This window comes from Catenulispora pinistramenti (genome assembly GCF_018274385.1).
GTDB classification, from domain to species: Bacteria; Actinomycetota; Actinomycetes; order Streptomycetales; family Catenulisporaceae; genus Catenulispora; species Catenulispora pinistramenti.
This window is the reverse complement of the sequence record NZ_JAAFYZ010000027.1, coordinates 39,486-56,622: the sequence shown is the minus strand read 5'-3', so window position 1 is coordinate 56,622 and position 17,137 is coordinate 39,486. Positions and strand designations below refer to the sequence as shown.

Genomic DNA, 17,137 nt, shown 5'->3' with positions numbered 1-17,137 from the left:
ACGTCCTGCCCTGGGCCGCCGGCCTGACCCCGGCACAAGCCAGGGACCTGCGACATCGCCCATGTCACAGCCCCTTCACGGTTCCGGACCGGCGTTGCAGGCCGGGGGCCGGAGCCGAAATGATGGCCCCGTGTCCCAGCAACCGGAACAGGCCGCACCGCTGACCCTCCAGATCCTTCCCGACGGGAACGAGCGGGTCTTCGACGGAACCCGCCGGGTCGTCATCGGCCGCGACCCCAACCAGGCGGACGTGATCGTCGCCGAGGCCCGGGCGTCCCGGGTCCACGCCACGCTCTATATACAGGGTGGCGCCTGGGTCCTCGAGGACTCCTCCAGCCAGGGCACGTTCGTCCAGAACACCCGCCTGACGCAGCCGATGACGCTGCCGGGCCCGGTCGTGGTACGGCTCGGACACCCGGTGGACGGCCAGGAAGTGCGGCTGGTCCCCGGTGCGCAGCGGCCCAACCTGCCGCCGCCCGGATATCAGCAAGGCGGGCAGCGGCCTCCGCTGGCTGGACCCGGGCCCCAGGGCGGTCCGGCACCGCAGGCCGGTCCGGCACCGCAAGCAGTTCCGGCGCCGCAAGCCGGTCCCGTGCCGCAAGCCGGTCCCTCGCATCAGCAAGGACACCCGGGGCAGCCGTATCAGGGACAGCAGGGCCACCCCGGACCGCAGGGACAGCAGGGATCGCGGGGACAGCACACCCGGCCCATGCAGCCGGTCGTCGGCCCTCCAACCGGTGCGCCTATGGGCGCGGCCATGGGTGCCCCTATAGGTGCGCCGACGGGTGCTCCCGGCGCGGGCCCAGGAGGCGGCGCTCCTATAGGCGGGCCCGGAAACCCCCCGCGAGGGAACGTCCCTCCGCAGCAGCCATGGGCACAGCAGCCCGGCGCCGTCCAGCAGGCCGTTCCATATGTTCCCCAGCAGAGCCCCGCGCAGCAGCCGCAGCAGCCCCGCCTGGGTGAGTACACCGGCGTCTACCAGACCTCGAACACGCTGCGAATAGGCCGCGACGCGACCAACGACATCGTGCTGCACGACCTGCAGGCCTCCCGCTTCCACGCCGAGCTGGTGTTCCGCGGCGGCCGCTTCGAGATCGTGGACAAGGGCAGCCACAACGGCACCTACCTGGACGGCGTCCGCGTCAACAAGGCCGAGGTGCGCGAGGGCGCGATCATCGCGATCGCCCGGCACCTGCTCCGCTTCCACAACGGAGTTCTCCAGGAGTTCGTTGACACCGGCGGCATCACCTTCTCCGCGGCGAACCTCGGTGTGCTGGCCGGACCCAAGGTCCTGCTGGACAACGTGAGCTTCGCCCTGGAGGGCGGCGACTTCCTGGCGGTGCTCGGCCCGACCGGCGCCGGCAAGTCCACCCTGATGAAGGCCCTCACTGGAAACCGTCCGGCAGACCGCGGCGCGGTCTTCTATAACGGGCGCGACCTGTACGCGAACTACGCAGAGCTCCGTAACCGCGTCGGCTACGTCCCGCAGGACGACATCCTGCACCCGCAGCTGAAGGTCCGCGACGCCCTGCGCTACGCCGCACAGCTCCGCTTCCCGCCGGACGTCCCGGCCGCCGAACGCAACCACCGCGTCGAGGAGGTCATGGCCGAACTCGGTCTTGTCGAGCGCGCGGACCTGGCCGTGGAGAAGCTGTCCGGCGGCCAGCGCAAGCGCACCTCGGTCGCGATCGAGCTGCTGACCCGGCCCAGCCTGCTGATCCTGGACGAACCGACCTCAGGCCTGGACCCGGGCTATGAGAAGTCGGTGATGGACCTGCTGCGCAAGCTCGCCGACGGCGGCCGCACAGTCATCACCGTGACCCACAGCATCCAGAGCCTGGACCGCTGCGACCGCATCCTGTTCCTGGCGCCCGGCGGGCAGACCGCGTTCTTCGGCCCGCCGCCGGAGACCCTGCAGTTCTTCAGCAGGAGCACCTATGCGGAGGTCTTCCAGGACCTGGACCGCGCCGCGCCCGGCTTCGCACAGAACGCCTTCGCCGGCTCCCCGGCCGACCAGCAGTACGTCCAGGCTCCGCTCGGCGCGCAGCTGAACAAGGTCAACGGCCAGGCCAACGCGCAGCAGGCCGCGACACCGGCGGCGAACCCGCACTGGGGCCACCAGCTGAACACCCTGTTCAAGCGGTTCAGCTCGGTGGTGTGGGCCGACAAGCGCAACACCATGATGCTGTTCATGCAGGCGCCGATCCTGGGCCTGCTGATGCTCGCGGTACTGGGCTCCAACGACCTGTCCACGAACGACCCGGTCGCCGCCCGCAAGGCCGGCTCGGTGCTGCTGGCGCTGGTGCTCGGCGCGACCTACCTCGGCGCCTCCAACTCGATCCGCGAGATCGTGAAGGAGAGACCGATCCTCACCCGGGAAAGAGCGATCGGGCTGTCACCATCGGCCTATGTGCTGTCCAAGGTGATCCTGCTGGGCCTGTTGACCATCGCACAGGCCGCGGTCCTGGTGTTCCTCGGCATCGTCCGCCAGGGCGGACCCGGCAACGGCTCCGTAATATCCTCCGGCCAGTTGGAGCTGTTCGTCGATGTGGCCCTCGCCGGCCTGGCCGCGATGGCGCTGGGCCTGCTGATCTCGGCGTTCGTCTCGAACGGCGACAAGGCGCTGACCATCCTGCCGGTCATCCTGTTCGCCGAGTTCCTGTTCACCGGCTCCGCGTTCCCGGTCAACAAGACCCCGGGGCTGGCCCAGGCCAGCTACCTGGCCTCGGCCAAGTGGGGCTACTCGGCCGCCGCCTCCACGGCGAACGCCGACATCCTGCTGGGGACCGGCTGCAACGACACGTTGCCGCGCGGACCGCTTCCGGGTGCCAAGTGCGACTCGACGCAGGCACACAAGTCCAGCACCTGGTACGGCGACATGGCCGCCCTCGGCGCGCTGACCGTGGTGTGCATCGGCGGGGCGTGGGTGGCGATCCGGCCGGTGGGTCAGCCGAAACGGAAGTAGGGCAAGTAGGGCAAGGCCATAGCGCTATAGAGCGATGGAGCTATAAGGCTATAGAGCGCTGGTAGACAAAAGGTGCGCGTTCCGGTCTTCCGGGACGCGCACCATACGTCTCTCTGGCGATCGCTGAACGATCCTCCGCTATGCGGCTCCGACCGTAGCGCCCAACGCCCAATAGCGGACCGCGCGCAAAGGCAGCTCTACTCGCACAGTCTTCCCGCCGCCGTCCGGATCCGCCGGCACCTCGGTCCGCCCGCCGGCCTCCGCGGTCAGGTCGCGCACCAACTGCAGTCCCCAGCCGCCGCTGTCATCAGGGTGCGGGCTCAGCAGGGCCTTCGGCCGGTGCGGGTGGCGGTCGTGGACGGCCACCGTCAGACAGCCGTACTCCATCGCCAGCGTCACCTCCGCCTGGCGGCACAGCAACGCCGCGTGCTTGGCGGTGTTGGTGACCAGCTCGCTGATGATCACGACGGCCGAGTCCACCATCGGCTCGTCCAGATCCAGGCCCCAGTCGACGAAGACCTCGCGGGCCACCCGGCGCGCCGCCGAGGCGCCCTCGGATTTCGTGGGCACCGCGAAGGTGATCCGGTAGCCGCTCTTCGGCTTCCGCTCGACCCCGAGCACTTCCATCACCTCACACGTAGTGGCGCGCTACGTTCCGTTTCGGAACGGCTCCCCCGCCGTCGGTACAGTTGCCCTGCTGTCCGTGCCTTGGCAGTCATGCCCCATGCACGGCAGATTCACTCCTGCGAATGCACGTTCATTTGGAGGCACTCTTGAACAGCGAGCGCGCTGTGGCCGACCGGTTCGCTCTCGACGACCTGCTCACGGCTTATGCGGTGGCGATCGACACCGACCAGGTGACGGAGCTCACACGCCTGGCCACCGCGGACGCCGTCTTCGACTACCAGTCCAGCGGAGGTCCCCGCGGTTCTGTAGCGGACGCCCAGCAGTGGCTGGAGAAGTCCCTGCAGCTGGTTCCAGTACGGGCGCACCTCATAGTGAACCGCCGCTTCGACATCCACGGGGACACAGCCGTCGCCGAGGCGCACTTCTTCAACCCGATGTCGGTACGGATACCGGGCCAGAAGGGCGACATGTGGAACCCCGGCGGGGGCTACTACTCAGTGAACTTCCGGCGGACCGACAAGGGCTGGCGGATCTCAGAGCTCGTCATGCTCCAGACGTGGCGGGTCGCCGTCGCGGTGCACACGGCGGGAAAGGCGGGCGACGGGCACCACGCGTCCTGAGGGGGCCGGGTTCGCGGCGGGCGGCTCGACGTCGGGGACGGCGTCGGCACGCGCGCCGCGCGGCCGCTCCGTCAGTGCTTCAGCGCGCGGTGGTCGGCGCCCGCCTCGTTTTCCCCCCGCGCCCTCACCACCGAGTGGATGAACGCCGCGACGATCATGGACGTGCCGGCCAGCGAGGCCAACCAGTCCGGGACGTCGGGGCCGATCTCCACCAGCAGCAGGACGGCGAGTACGCCGATCGAGTAGTACGCGCCGTGTTCGAGGTAGACGTACCGGTCCAGCGCCTTCTTGCGGACCAGGAACACCGTGAGGCTGCGGACATAGGCGGCGCCGATGCCCAGGCCGATGGTGAACAGCGCGACGTCGACGGTGACCGAGAAGCCGCCCATGACGCTGTCGAAGGAGAAGGTCGCGTCCAGGACTTCCAGGTAGACGAACAGCATCAACGCCTGGCGGCCCTGGGGCGGCCGCGCGTCCGCGCTCTCCGCCAGCACCTCGCTGCGGTCCGCCGCGGCCTCGGACAGCCGTTTGATGGCGAAGTACGTCACCAGCCCGGTGACGCCGGCCACCGGGACGCCGACCGGATGATCGGTCGCGAACGTTCTGGCGGCGATCAGCAGGAACAGCACGACGCCGACCACCTGGAACGCCTCCAGCGCCAGCGGCTTGAACCGCTCGCCGAGCGCGGCCAGCCGCCGCTCGAAGAACGGCAGCCAGATCTGGTCGTGCCCGCTGAGGAAGAAGTCCATGAAGATCATCAGCAGGAACACGCCGCCGAACGCCGCGATCAGCGGCTGCACGCTGAGGATTTCGTGCGCGTAGCCGTTGGGGTCGTTGATGGACCGGCTCAGTACGTGCAGCGGATCCTGCTGGGTGACGGCGACCAGCACCAGCATCGGGATGACCAGCCGCATCCCGAACACCGCGATCAGCACGCCGACGGTGAGGAAGATCCGTTGCCAGCGCTCGTCGAATCTGCGCAGCACGGTCGCGTTCACCACGGCGTTGTCGAAGGACAGCGCCACCTCCAGCACGGCCAACATCGCCACGACGGTCGCCGATTCGACGCCGCCGAGCCATAAGGCGAGCGCCAGGCCCAGCAGCGTCGCGCCGTAGGCGACACCGAAGTCCCGTCCGCGCATGTCACGGCCCTTTCTGCCAAGCACGCAGCCGTCCGGGAACGCCGGAAGAGCCGACCGCGCCGTCGTGATCGGGCGCCGCGTGACGCGCACCCACCGTCTGTACTTAGGATGCCCTACTCAGACTTCTAATACACGACCGGGTTCCGGGAAATGGGCTCTTGCTCGGCTGCCGTGCTACCACTCGTCGAGGACCCGCACGCCAGCCTATCCGGAAGATCCCTAAACGGCCTCCGGCGATTTCTGAGCACGATGAGACGCCCCGCGAAGGGGTTCATCCGCGCCCTCCGGGGAACTTGTCGCCTGGGGTACTCCCCGTCGCCACCGTTCGTTCGACAGACGCCGCCACGCTGATCAGCGGAACGAGGCTCCGCGTGCTGTCAAGCAACGGGCTCTCGATTCAAGTACTTGATCAAAGGGGTGGGGTTTTGACCGCGTTGGACGGGGCGTCGCATGACGCTGACGCGACACTGGCGACAGCACGGGGCGGCGGCACAAGGCGTCGATCCGCTCTGCTGTCGCGCGATCACGGGTTGGCCTGGCTGTTCCTCCTGCCGTCGCTGGCGATATTCGCGATCTTCATTCTCTATCCACTCGTGCAGTCCTTCGTGCTGAGTACCCACGGCAGCGACATCTTCGGGAACTCCTCGCGCTTCGTCGGGCTCAAGCACTTCCGGGAGATGTTCTCGGACTCCGGGTTCTACAAGATCCTCGAGACCACGGCCATGTTCACGGTGATGACCGTGATCCCCGGGGTCCTGGGCGCGCTGGCGTTGGTACTGCTGATGGAGTCGCGGATCCGGGGGATCCGGATCTTCCGCAGCGCGTTCGCCCTGCCCTTCGCGTTCTCCGCGGCCAGCGCCTCGGTCATCTTCGCGGTGATCTACAACCCGGCGGTCGGCATCGCCAACGGGATGCTCGCGCACTTCGGGAGCAAACCGGTGGGCTGGCTGACCGACCCCAAGTGGGTGTTGCTGTCGGTGGTGGTCGTGCAGGTGTGGATGACGCTCGGCTACAACGTGCTCGTCCTGTCGGCCGGGGTGGCGGCTATCCCCGGCGACATCATCGAGGCCGCGCGGCTGGACGGGGCGACCGGTTGGCGGCTGCACCGTTCGGTGATGGTGCCGCTCCTGTCGCCGCAACTGTTCTTCCTGACAGTGGTGTCGACCATCAACTCGCTCCAGGCGTTCGCCTCCATCCGGATCCTCGCGCCCGAGGGCGGCCCCGGCGGCAAGGCCATGACGCTGGTGTACGCGATCTACAACAAGGGCTTCGAGAACGGGAACAGCGATCTCGGTACGGCCAGCGCCTACGCCATCGTCCTGCTGTTCATCGTGCTGGTACTCACCGCGATCCAGTTCGGGGTGCTGGAGCGGAAGGTGTTCTACCGGTGAGCGCGCTAGTGAAGGACCGCGTAGCGAAGGTCCTGGTCTATCTGGTCCTCATCATCGCCGCGCTCGCGGTGGTCTTCCCGGTCTACTACGCGCTGGCCGGCAGCATCATGCCGACCCGCGATCTGATCAAGGCGCCGCCGGCGCTGGTCCCCTCCGGGATCCACCCCGGGAACTTCGCGGACGTGTTCCACGCGATCCCATTGGGCCGCCAGTATCTGAACAGCGTGGTCGTCGCCGGGATCATCACGGCGGCCCAGGTTCTGACTTCCCTGCTGGCCGCCTACGCGTTCGTCTTCCTGCCGATGAAGTGGCGCAAGGCCGTGTTCGGGCTCTTCCTGGCGACGCTGATGATCCCCTGGGAGGCGATCATCATCCCGAACTACAAGACGATCTCGAACGCGCACCTGGCGAACACCTACTTCGCGTTGGTGCTGCCGTTCCTGGCCTCCGCGTTCGGCACCTTCATGCTGCGGCAGTCGTTCCTGCAGTTCCCGATGGAGCTGCGGGACGCGGCCAAGATCGACGGCTCGGGACACCTGCGGTTCCTGTGGCGGATCGTGGTGCCGGTGTCGCGGCCGACCATCGCCGCGATCGCCGTGTACTCGTTCCTGTCCGCCTGGAACCAGTACTTCTGGCCGCTGCTGGTGACCGACGATCCCAAGATGCAGACGCTGCAACTGGGGATGTCGCAGCTGAACAACTCCGAGTCCGCCGACCCGCGGCTGATCCTGGCCGGCGTCGCCTGCTCGGTGCTGCCCACGCTGCTGCTGGTGGTGTTCGGGCAGAAGTTCATCGTCAAGGGCCTGACCAGCGGGGCCGTCAAGTAGGCACGCCAAGCACCATCCACTTCCACCTCCACATCCACGTTCACAGGGGAGAAACTCAATGAGGAGAACACTCCGCGCGCGCTCGCTGCGCGTGGCGGCCGGACTGCTGGCTGCCGGAGTCGCTATGTCGGCCTGCAGTTCCTCGTCGTCCAAGGGCGGTTCGTCGTCCGGCGGCGTCCCCGGCGCCGACGCCCTGACAAATGCCAAGGGCGTGGTGAACCTGACCTTCTGGCACAGCATGCAGGGCACCAACCAGACGGCGGTCACCGCGATCGTCAACGCCTTCAACGCCAAGTACCAGGGCAAGATCCACGTCACGGACAGCTTCCAGGGCAGCTACGACGACGCGATCGCCAAGTACAAGACGGCCGTCTCCAGCCACTCCACGCCGTCGATCATGCAGATCTACGACGTCGGCACCCGGTTCATGGTGGACTCCAAGCAGACCGTGCCGATCGCGGACCTCGCCGCCAAGGACGGCTACTCGCTGTCCGACCTGCAACCGAACATCTCCAACTACTTCACCGTCGGCGGCAAGCTGCAGTCGATGCCGTTCAACTCCTCGGCGCCGCTGCTGTACATCAACGCCGAGGCGTTCAAGAAGGCCGGGCTGGACCCGACGAACCCCCCGAAGACCCTGGCGGACCTGGCCGACGACGCCAAGAAGCTGACGGTCAAGGACTCCAGCGGCAAGACCACGCAGTACGGTTTCGGAGCCGCCGACTACGGCTGGTTCGTCGAACAGCTCGCCGCCGAGTCCGGCGCGCTGTACTGCGACAACGGCAACGGCCGCACCGCCGCGGCGACCAAACTGAACATCACCTCGGGCGCGGCGCTCACCTACACCAACTGGTGGTCCGACCTGGTCAAGGGCGGCTACGCGCTGAACACCGGCCGGCCGACCCCGGACGCCCAGGCGGCGTTCAAGGCCGGCAAGGTCGCGATGAACCTGGAGTCCACCGGCGTGCTCGGCGGCTACGTCGACGCCGGTGCCAAGTCCGCCTCGCCGTTCACCGTGGCCACCGCGCCGTTCCCGAAGATCTCGGCGTCCGACAGCGGCGGCCCGGTGGTCGGCGGCGCCTCGCTGTGGATCGACCGGGTCGGACACTCCGACGCCGAGGTCCGCGCGTCCTGGGAGTTCGCCAAGTTCGCGGCCTCGGCGCAGCAGCAGGCCGGCTGGCATGAGGCGACCGGCTACTTCCCGGTCAGCATCTCGGCATTGCAGGACCCGACAGACGTCGCCTACCGCAAGGCACACCCGCAGTTCCAGACCGCGATCGACGAGTTGCAGGCCACCCAGCCGACGCCGGCCACCGCCGGCTGCCTGCTCGGCGTGATGCCGCAGGCCCGGGCCGATCTGGAACAGGCGATGCTGAACGTGGCGACCACCAGCACCTCCGCCGACTCCGCGCTGTCCGACGCCTCGTCGAAGATCTCCAAGCTGATCAGCGACTACAACTCGGCGGTCAGCGGCTAACCTCCGCCCCGCCCGCGAACCGCCGGAAGCGCAGTCATAAAATGGCTGCGCTTCCCGTCCTTTTCGGGGCGGATCCACCACGCACGACGACTTGAGCAGGGGCCGGTACCCATGGTGACGCGAGCCTTGACGGCGGTTCCACTGCCCGCTCCACTGACCGGGGCCCGGCTGGGCTCGGCGTGGCGGGTGAACCCGACCGTCGGGGTGATACTGCTCGCTCTGGCGGTGCTCTATGTGAGCGGCACGCTGGTGGTGCGGCGGCGCGGCGAGCGCTGGCCGGTGTACCGCACGATCGTCTTCCTGATCGGTCTGGCGGTGTTCGCCTGGACGACGATGTCCTTCCTGGGCGTCTACCAGCAGGTGATGTTCTGGCCGCGCGCGGTGCAGATCATCACGCTGCTCATGGTGGCGCCGCTCTTCCTGGCGCTCGGGACGCCGGTGCGGCTGATGATCGAGGGCGGCCCGCGCTGGCTGGCCGCGGCGGTGCAGTGGGCGCTGGCGACGCGGGTCGCGGCCCTGCTGACCTTCCCGGCCGTGGTGTCGATCGTGTTCCTGGTGACGCCGTTCACCGTCTACTTCTCGCCGATCTACGAGGACACCCTGCGCTCGCGCGGCGCGGCATGGGTGCTGAGCTTCGTGTTGTCCGGGCTCGGGTTCTTCTATTACTGGACCCGGTTGCGCCTGGACCCGGTGCCGAAGGAGTACCCACACCTGGTGTCGGTGTGGATCACGTTCGCGGAGGCCATCGCGGACGGGGCGCTGGGCCTGACGCTGATGTTCGGCCACCACCTGATCGCCGGGGACTGGTACACCGCGCTGAACAAGCCGTGGGGGCCGACGCCCAAACAGGACCAGGTGTGGGGCGGCGGGGCGCTGTGGCTCATCGGGGACCTGGCCGGCGTGCCGTTCCTCGGGGCGTTGTGGCGGCGGATGTTCGACGAGGACCGGGACAAGGCCGCCCAGGTGGACGCGGAGCTGGACGCCATGGAGGCGTCCGGGGAGATCGTCTACGGCACGGCTTCGAGTGCTGCCGGTGCTGCGGGTGCTGTCGGTGCTACGAGCACTGCCGACGCTGTCGGTTCTGCCGCCGCCGTCGAGGGTGACGAGTCGGTTGCCGTAGACGCGTCTACGCCGGTGTCTATTTCTCATACTTCTGCGGCCACGGTCGGCGCGGGCGGCTCCGGCGAAGCGGCGAAGCGGACCCGCCCCTGGTGGGAGACCGATCCGGTGCTCGGGCGACGGTACGGATTCATCGAGGACGAGTGACCGGCCGGGGCCGACGTCACCCGTTCAGCCTCGTACGATCACCGCAGGTTGATCTCAGTATGATGACGGATGTCCCTTTTGTGGATGTCCGGGAGAGTTGTTCTCACCACCGGTAACCGCGCCGATGGTCACCGATCACCTCGATCTGGAGGACAACCATGTTTCGCACGACTCAGATGACACCCCGCACCCGCCGCTGCTCGGGGGCGGTGGTCGCGGCCGCGGCCGCCGCGCTGGTGCTGGCGCCGGGGGCGGCGTTCGCCGCCGGGCAGCCCGCGGGACCGGGGACCGGGCACACCGCCGGTGCCGGTCATGCCGCGAGTCACAAGGGTGGGCACGCGACCGGGCACTCCAACACTGGCCACTCCGGCGCTGGCCACTCCAGCACTGGGCACTCCACCACCGGGCACTCCGGCGCCAGCCACTCCGGCACCGCCGGGAGCACGGCCGCCGGGCACACCGGCTCTGGCCGCTCGACTTCTCACACCGCCGGGCACACCGGTAGCAGCCATTCAGGTTCGGCCGGGCACGCAGGCGCCAGCCACTCGGGCACGGCCGGGCACACGTCTTCCGGGCGCGCCGGCACCGGCCGCTCGACTTCCCACACCACCGGTTCTCACACCACCGGGCACGGCAGCGCCGGTCGCTCCGGCGCGACCGGTCACACTCGAACCGGCCACTCGACCGGCACCGGTCGGGCTGCGGCGCATGGTGGTGCCGACACTGGCACCGCGGCCGGCTCGGCATCCAGCGCGAGCGCGCCGAGCCCGTCCAGCGACGACCCGCAGAATTCCAGCCCGAAGACCTCCTCCCCGGATCAGACCTCGACGGCCACCAAGCTGACCGCGTCGAACGCCGAGGACGGGGCCGTGATCATGACCGCCCGGGTGTCGATGGCACACCGCGCGCCCGGCGCCTCCGCGCCGACCGGCACCGTGGTGTTCTCCGTCGACGGCGCCTCGTCCGAGCCGATCCCGCTGTCCGGCGGCCGGGCCATGGTGAAGGCCGAGTTGGGTCCGGGCGAGCACACCGCCTCCGCGGCCTACAGTGGCGATTCCGAGCACGCTCCGAGCGATTCCGGTCCGGTGAGCGTGACGGCGGAATGAGCGGGAGGTACGCCAACCGGCTCGTCTACGCCTCGAAGGACAGCCCGCCGGTGGCGACGAGGGTAGGGCCGTCGTACTCCCGAGCCGCCGCGTCGAGGTACCGCCCCGGCTCCGAACCCGCCCACAGATGCGTCAGCACCAACCTGCCCACACCCGCTTCCACAGCCTGCCGGGCCGCCTGCCAGGCGGTCGACAGATAGGGGGCGTCGTCGGCGGCCATCACCTCCGGATACGTGGCCTCGGCGACGAGCGCGTCCGCGCCCCGCGCCAACTCGACTAGCGCGGGGTCCGGACCGCCGTCCCCGGTGTAGACGACGGAACGGCCGCCGGCCGTGGCCCGGACCGCCGCGTTGGGCACCCAGTGCGGCAGCAGGGCGGTCCTCAGGTCGAACGGCCCGACTGAGAAGTCCGCCCCCGGCTCGAAGTCGTGCCGCTGCAACGCCGCGTCGAGCATGCCCGGCCGGTCCAGCGCCAACACGGCGTCCAAGGCGCGGTGCGGCGCGTAGACCGGCAGTGGGTCGGGGTCCGCCCCGCCCAGGGCCCGGGCTCGAAGCAGAGGATTGAGATCAACGCAGTGATCCGGATGTCCGTGCGTGATGTAGACGGCGTCCAACCGCTCCGCGGGCATCAGGTCCAGCAGCCGCGGCAGGACCGCGTACCCCGCGTCGACCAGAAGGGAGAACCCCTCGTGTTGTAGGAGGAACCCGCTACACGCCTCAGTGTTCGTCGGCCACGCCCCGCTGCCGCCCAGTACCGTCACCCGCATGCGTCGATGATGCCCTCACTTGCGCGGCGCGTACATGATGACCCCCATGCCCACCAGGCAGATCGCCGCGCCCATGAGGTCGAAGCGGTCCGGCCGGTACCCGTCGGCCACCCAGGCCCACAGTAAGGAGCCCGCCACGAAGACACCGCCGTAGGCGGCCAGCACCCGACCGAAGTCGCTGGAGGGTTGCAACGTCGCGACGAACCCGTACAGCGCCAGACTCACCGCCCCGCACGCCGTCCAGCCCCAGCCGCGATGCTCCCGCACGCCCTGCCAGATCAGCCACGCCCCACCGATCTCCAGAACCGCAGCAACCACGAACAGTGCGATGGACCGTACGACCGTCACTGCACCCGACCTCTCGGCTCCAGCGCTCCCGGGTGGGACCGCGACCGCGCGCCAGCTTAAGGCGTCACGCGCCACGACGCCTGCTCGTACCATTTGATATCAACACAAACTTTGATGACTCAGACCGATTCCAGGTGCGGCCCGACCAACATCGACAGCGGTCAAAAATCCGCAAAGATGTTCACTCCACAGCGTCCCTCTAACCTTCAGCCGCTATGGTGTGGCGGCAGCCCGGACCCACCACCAGCGGGCCCCGGAGCGCCGTCCCCGCACCACCGACCCACGGAGAGCCGATGGCCGTGACCAGCCGACGATCGAGGTCCGCACAGGACGACGGCGGCGGGAGCGGGTCCGGTCGCGGACACTCCCACGGGCACTCCCACGGCCACGGGCCGGCGACCCCGGCCTCGGCCCGGCTGCGGACCCTGATCACCGCGTTGCTGCTGCCGGTGGCCGCCGCGGCGGTGGCCGGGCTGGTGCTGCTGTGGCCGGCGGCGGCGAAGAACCCGATCCCGCCGCAGGTGTGGGTGAACGGCACGGTGACGGCGTCGAAGCTGGTCCAGGCCGGGTCGATCGACGGCAGCACGCCACCGGCCGGCGGCACCACGTCGCCGACCGGGCAGGACACCACCGAGAACCAGCTGACGATCCAGATCACCAGCGGCCCGCCCAAGGGCGCGACCGCGTCCGTGACCGTGGGGGTGGACCCCACCACGCCCAAGTACTCGGTCGGCGACGGCCTGGTCCTCACCTACGACAAGAACCAGCCGGCGGACGGCCAGTACAACATCAAGGACTTCCAGCGCGGCCCGCCGCTGATGAGCCTGGCGATCGCGTTCGCGCTGTTCGTCCTGGTGGTCGGCCGCTGGCGCGGGGCCGGAGCGATCCTGGCGCTGGCCGTGTCGTTCACGGTGCTGGTCAAGTTCACGCTGCCGGCGATCGTCGGCGGCGAGAACTCGATCGAGGTGGCGGCGGTCACCGCCGGCGTCATCCTGTTCGCCGCGCTGTATGCGACGCACGGGGTGTCCGTACGAACATCCGTGGCCGTATTGGGCACGGCGGTCAGCCTGGTGCTGATCGGCGCGCTCGGCGAGATCGGCACCAAACTGGCCCACCTGTCAGGGCTCGGTGACGACAACGCCGCGACCGTCGCGGGCTACTTCCACAAAGTCGACATCCAAGGCCTCCTGCTGGCCGGCATCATCATCGGCGCGTTAGGAGTGCTGAACGACGTCACCGCCACGCAGGTGTCCTCGGTCTGGGAGCTGAAGGCCGCCGACCCCTCGCTGGGCGCCACCGACCTGTTCCGCGCCGGGATGCGCATCGGCCGGGACCACATCGGCTCGACCGTCAACACCCTGGTCCTGGCCTATGCCGGTGGCAGCCTGCCGCTGTTCGTCCTGCTGACCACGTCCAGCCAGGGCTGGACCGGCGCGGCCGGGGCCGAGGTGGTGGCCGAGGACATCGTCCGCACCCTGGTCGGCTCGATCGGTCTGGCCGCGGCGGTGCCGGTGACCACGGCACTGGCGGCGTACTTCGCCGCGAGCGAGGGTGGCGCCGAGGCAGGCTCGGAACGCTCACGCCTGTCCTCCACGGACCTGCGCGAGCGCCGGGGCCGCCGCGGCGTCATCGACGATCTCAAGGACGACGACGTTCTCACCGACAGCACGACGACCATCACGCGGCCGAGCCGCCCCGGCGGTGGTGCCGCGGGCCGCCCCGCGCCGGTCCCGCGGATGCCGGAGAGCCGACGGAGCGGTGAGTGGAACGTGGACGGCACGCGGGTCGGGAACGGCAGCGGTCCGCACCGGATGCCGCGGCCTGCGCCTTTCCCCGCACCGGCACCCGCGCCGCAGCCGCAGCCGCAAACACAGCCACAGCCACAAGCGCAGCCGCAGCCTGTGGCAGATCCTTATGGTCAGAACCCTTATGGGAGTGACCCATACGGCAGCGATCCATACGGCAGCGATCCATACGGCGACCAACAGCAGAGCCCGCCGCCGTACTACGGGCGATGACGAACCGCAGATGACAGCCACAGCTGACAGCGAAGAGGCGCGTATGGGAGCCCATACGCGCCTCACGCTTTAGACCGCGCGCCAAGCAGCTATGCGGACAAGCCCAGCAACGCTCTTCGCATCAACCGCCGCAGCCTCGCTACGCGCCTGACCGCTATAGAGCGCTACCAGCTGCTGTGCAGCGGCTTCCCTTCCGCGAACCCGGCAGCGCTCTGCACGCCCACCACGGCCCGCTCGTGGAACTGCTCCAAGTCCTTCGCCCCGGCGTAGGTCGCCGAGCTGCGCACTCCGGCCGTGATGGCGTCGATGAGGTCCTCGACGCCCGGGCGGTTGCGGTCCAGGTACATCCGGGAGCTGGAGATGCCCTCCTCGAACAGGGCCTTGCGGGCACGATCGAACGCGGAGTCGTCGGCGGTGCGCAGCCGCACCGCGCGCGCGGAGGCCATGCCGAAGTTCTCCTTGTAGAGCCTTCCGTCGCCGTCGCGGACGGCGTCGCCCGGGGACTCGTAGGTGCCGGCGAACCAGGAGCCGATCATCACGTTCGACGCGCCGGCGGCCAGGGCCAGGGCCACGTCGCGGGGGTGGCGGACGCCGCCGTCGGCCCAGACGTGCTTGCCGAGGCGGCGGGCCTCGGCGGCGCATTCGTAGACGGCCGAGAACTGCGGGCGGCCGACGCCGGTCATCATGCGGGTGGTGCACATGGCGCCGGGGCCGACGCCGACCTTGACGATGTCCGCGCCGGCCTCGATCAGGTCGCGGGTGCCTTCCGGGGACACCACGTTGCCGGCCACCAGTGGCACGCCCGGGTTGAGGGCGCGGACCGCGGCCAGGGCCTCGAACATCTTCTCCTGGTGGCCGTGCGCGGTGTCGATGACCAGCACGTCGGCGCCCGCTGAGAGCAGTTCCTTGGCCCGGGCCGCGACGTCGCCGTTGATGCCGATCGCGGCGGCGACGCGGAGCCGGCCCTGGTCGTCGAGCGCCGGCTTGTACAGCGCCGAGCGCAGGGCGCCCTTGCGGGTCCACAGGCCCTTGAGGCGGCCGTCGGAGTCCACGACGGGGGCCAGCCGGTGCTTGCCGTCCAGGGCGTCGAAGGCCGCCTGGGGGGTGGTGCCGTCCGGGATGGTCAGCAGGTCGCGGGACATGATGTCGCCGACGTTGGTGAACCGGTCCGTGCCGGCGCAGTCGGCCTCGGTGACGATCCCGACCGGGCGCCCGTCGGTGGAGACCACGACCAGCGCCCCGTGGGCCCGCTTGGGCAGCAGCGCCAGCGCCTCGCCGACGGTGCTGGTCGGCGCGAGCGTGACCGGGGTGTCGTAGACCGGGCTGCGGTCCTTGACCCAGCCGATCACCTCGGAGACCACGTCGAGCGGGATGTCCTGGGGGATGACCGCGAGCCCGCCGCGGCGGGCGATGGTCTCGGCCATCCGGCGGCCGGCGACGGCGGTCATGTTGGCCACGACCAGCGGGATCGTGGTCCCGGTGGCGTCGGAGGAACTGAGGTCCACGGCCAGTCGGGAACCGACTCGGGAACGCGCGGGGACCATGAAGACGTCGTCATACGTCAGGTCGTACGGCGGGGAGTAATCGTTGAGGAAACGCACGTAGTAAGACTGTATCAAAACGGTCACGGGCGCCTCTCCACGTGGTGACCGGAGTCACTGGGAGGCGCCCGCGCGCGGTTCCAACCGGTCAGTACACCACGACGGTGTCCCCGACCCGGGTGTCCGCGAACAGCCGGGCGACGGCGGCCCGGTCGCGGACGTTCACGCAGCCGTGCGAGCGGTGCGCGTAGCCGTAGGTCGCGAAGTCGATCGAGAAGTGCACCGCCTCACCGCCGCTGAAGAACATCGCGTCCGGCATCGACGTGTGGTAGATCGTGGAGATGCAGTGCTCCATCTTCATGTAGATGTCGAACTTGCCCTTGCGCGTCGGGTTGTTCTCGTCGCCGAAGCGCACGTCCATGCCGTACTGCGGCTTGCCGTCGACCATCCACAGCAGCGTGTCCGTGCTCATGTCGATGCAGACCACGCGGCCGGTCATACACCGCGGGTCCAGCGCGCCGGGCTTGTTGCTGCCCAGCGGTACGCCGGCCAGCCAGCCGGTGCCGCTGTCGTGCTGGGCCGGGGGCTTGGGCTTGGTGACCGGCGCCGAGGGCTTCGTGGTCGGGGGTGTCGACGGCTTCGACGTGGACGACGGAGCGCTCGGCGAAGAGCTGGACCGCGGGTCCGAGGACGTCGAGGTAGAAGTAGAGCCAGAAGTAGAAGTAGAAGTAGAAGAACTGCTCGCCGAAGCGGGCAACGAACTGCTGGTCCCCGCCGACGTCGGAGTCGGTGTCGGTGTCGGTGCGCTCGACGAAGAAGTCGTCGAAGACGTGCCGACCCCGGCAGCCGCCTGCTGCACGTTGCCTGTAGTAGAGCTCTTGCTCCCGCCCGAACCCGTCGAGCACCCTGTCATGCCGATCGCCACCGCGCCCGCCACAGCGAGCAACGCGCCGGCCCTTCCCACCCCTGATGTCCCCATGCCTTTATAGACGCTCGCGACCACGCCGACGTTGCACGCCAATCGACGTGAACGCCGACTTGTT

15 protein-coding genes are annotated in these 17,137 nt (G+C 69.2%); 9 read left to right on the top strand and 6 right to left on the bottom strand.

The features are described 5' to 3' along the window. The first annotated feature begins 130 nt into the window (after nt 1-130). Nucleotides 131-2,965: an ATP-binding cassette domain-containing protein gene (locus tag KGQ19_RS11000; RefSeq protein WP_212009002.1), complete on the top strand. Its 2,835-nt coding sequence runs from the start codon at nt 131-133 to the stop codon at nt 2,963-2,965. A 138-nt stretch (nt 2,966-3,103) separates the two neighbouring features. Here KGQ19_RS11000 and KGQ19_RS10995 read toward each other — a convergent pair whose 3' ends face one another. Then, complete coding sequence (locus tag KGQ19_RS10995) at nt 3,104-3,592, bottom strand: ATP-binding protein (RefSeq protein ID WP_212009001.1); 489 nt, start codon at nt 3,590-3,592, stop codon at nt 3,104-3,106. Nucleotides 3,593-3,714: 122 nt separating this feature from the next. Here KGQ19_RS10995 and KGQ19_RS10990 point away from each other — a divergent pair, with 122 nt between their 5' ends. Continuing rightward, nucleotides 3,715-4,212, top strand: a complete 498-nt coding sequence (locus tag KGQ19_RS10990; RefSeq protein WP_212009000.1) for a nuclear transport factor 2 family protein — start codon at nt 3,715-3,717, stop codon at nt 4,210-4,212. A 71-nt stretch (nt 4,213-4,283) separates the two neighbouring features. Here the strand turns inward: KGQ19_RS10990 and KGQ19_RS10985 are convergent, their stop codons facing one another. After that, the gene (locus KGQ19_RS10985; RefSeq protein WP_212008999.1) at nt 4,284-5,354 is read right to left on the bottom strand and encodes a DUF475 domain-containing protein; all 1,071 of its coding nucleotides are present in this window, start codon (nt 5,352-5,354) and stop codon (nt 4,284-4,286) included. Nucleotides 5,355-5,884: 530 nt separating this feature from the next. On the opposite strand from KGQ19_RS10985, the gene KGQ19_RS10980 reads away from it, so the two are divergent. The 5 genes from KGQ19_RS10980 to KGQ19_RS10960 all read left to right on the top strand — a co-directional run bounded on the left by KGQ19_RS10980 (nt 5,885) and on the right by KGQ19_RS10960 (nt 11,421). Then, nucleotides 5,885-6,745 carry a carbohydrate ABC transporter permease gene (locus tag KGQ19_RS10980; protein ID WP_212008998.1) on the top strand — a complete coding sequence of 287 codons (861 nt, stop codon included), beginning with the start codon at nt 5,885-5,887 and terminating at the stop codon, nt 6,743-6,745. Beyond that, entirely contained in the window at nt 6,742-7,572 is an 831-nt protein-coding gene (locus tag KGQ19_RS49480; protein ID WP_212008997.1) for a carbohydrate ABC transporter permease, read from the top strand. The genes KGQ19_RS10980 and KGQ19_RS49480 overlap by 4 nt, the downstream gene beginning before the upstream one ends. A 58-nt stretch (nt 7,573-7,630) precedes the next feature. Continuing rightward, nucleotides 7,631-9,049 (top strand): ABC transporter substrate-binding protein, encoded by a 1,419-nt coding sequence (locus tag KGQ19_RS10970; RefSeq protein WP_212008996.1) that lies wholly within the window; start codon nt 7,631-7,633, stop codon nt 9,047-9,049. 126 nt (nt 9,050-9,175) lie between these two features. Beyond that, nucleotides 9,176-10,315 (top strand): cytochrome c oxidase assembly protein, encoded by a 1,140-nt coding sequence (locus KGQ19_RS10965; protein ID WP_212008995.1) that lies wholly within the window; start codon nt 9,176-9,178, stop codon nt 10,313-10,315. Nucleotides 10,316-10,473: 158 nt separating this feature from the next. Next, nucleotides 10,474-11,421, top strand: coding sequence for an Ig-like domain repeat protein (locus KGQ19_RS10960; protein WP_212008994.1), 948 nt, complete (start codon nt 10,474-10,476; stop codon nt 11,419-11,421). Nucleotides 11,422-11,446: 25 nt separating this feature from the next. On the opposite strand, the gene KGQ19_RS10955 is transcribed toward KGQ19_RS10960, so the two are convergent. Together KGQ19_RS10955 and KGQ19_RS10950 are read right to left on the bottom strand one after the other, a co-directional pair. Beyond that, entirely contained in the window at nt 11,447-12,187 is a 741-nt protein-coding gene (locus tag KGQ19_RS10955; RefSeq protein WP_212008993.1) for an MBL fold metallo-hydrolase, read from the bottom strand. A gap of 15 nt (nt 12,188-12,202) precedes the next feature. Then, nucleotides 12,203-12,535, bottom strand: a complete 333-nt coding sequence (locus tag KGQ19_RS10950; protein WP_212008992.1) for a YnfA family protein — start codon at nt 12,533-12,535, stop codon at nt 12,203-12,205. A gap of 293 nt (nt 12,536-12,828) precedes the next feature. Between KGQ19_RS10950 and KGQ19_RS10945 the strand changes: the two genes are divergently transcribed. Beyond that, entirely contained in the window at nt 12,829-14,553 is a 1,725-nt protein-coding gene (locus KGQ19_RS10945) for a YibE/F family protein (protein ID WP_212008991.1), read from the top strand. A 164-nt stretch (nt 14,554-14,717) separates the two neighbouring features. Here KGQ19_RS10945 and KGQ19_RS10940 read toward each other — a convergent pair whose 3' ends face one another. Both KGQ19_RS10940 and KGQ19_RS10935 read right to left on the bottom strand, forming a co-directional pair. Further along, nucleotides 14,718-16,154, bottom strand: coding sequence for a GuaB1 family IMP dehydrogenase-related protein (locus KGQ19_RS10940; protein ID WP_368862087.1), 1,437 nt, complete (start codon nt 16,152-16,154; stop codon nt 14,718-14,720). An 88-nt stretch (nt 16,155-16,242) separates the two neighbouring features. Next, nucleotides 16,243-16,566 carry a L,D-transpeptidase gene (locus KGQ19_RS10935; RefSeq protein WP_212008989.1) on the bottom strand — a complete coding sequence of 108 codons (324 nt, stop codon included), beginning with the start codon at nt 16,564-16,566 and terminating at the stop codon, nt 16,243-16,245. On the opposite strand from KGQ19_RS10935, the gene KGQ19_RS10930 reads away from it, so the two are divergent. After that, nucleotides 16,553-17,083: a hypothetical protein gene (locus KGQ19_RS10930; RefSeq protein WP_212008988.1), complete on the top strand. Its 531-nt coding sequence runs from the start codon at nt 16,553-16,555 to the stop codon at nt 17,081-17,083. The genes KGQ19_RS10935 and KGQ19_RS10930 overlap by 14 nt on opposite strands. Nucleotides 17,084-17,137: the final 54 nt, after the last annotated feature.

What these genes read in the sequence shown, in the direction of transcription:
- KGQ19_RS10995 (WP_212009001.1), bottom strand. Translation starts at nt 3,592, where the DNA reads ATGGAAGTGCTCGGGGTCGAGCGGAAGCCGAAGAGCGGCTACCGGATC.
- KGQ19_RS10945 (WP_212008991.1), top strand. Translation starts at nt 12,829, where the DNA reads ATGGCCGTGACCAGCCGACGATCGAGGTCCGCACAGGACGACGGCGGC.
- KGQ19_RS10990 (WP_212009000.1), top strand. Translation starts at nt 3,715, where the DNA reads ATGCACGTTCATTTGGAGGCACTCTTGAACAGCGAGCGCGCTGTGGCC.
- KGQ19_RS10960 (WP_212008994.1), top strand. Translation starts at nt 10,474, where the DNA reads ATGTTTCGCACGACTCAGATGACACCCCGCACCCGCCGCTGCTCGGGG.
- KGQ19_RS10985 (WP_212008999.1), bottom strand. Translation starts at nt 5,354, where the DNA reads ATGCGCGGACGGGACTTCGGTGTCGCCTACGGCGCGACGCTGCTGGGC.
- KGQ19_RS10955 (WP_212008993.1), bottom strand. Translation starts at nt 12,187, where the DNA reads ATGCGGGTGACGGTACTGGGCGGCAGCGGGGCGTGGCCGACGAACACT.
- KGQ19_RS10970 (WP_212008996.1), top strand. Translation starts at nt 7,631, where the DNA reads ATGAGGAGAACACTCCGCGCGCGCTCGCTGCGCGTGGCGGCCGGACTG.
- KGQ19_RS10935 (WP_212008989.1), bottom strand. Translation starts at nt 16,566, where the DNA reads ATGAGCACGGACACGCTGCTGTGGATGGTCGACGGCAAGCCGCAGTAC.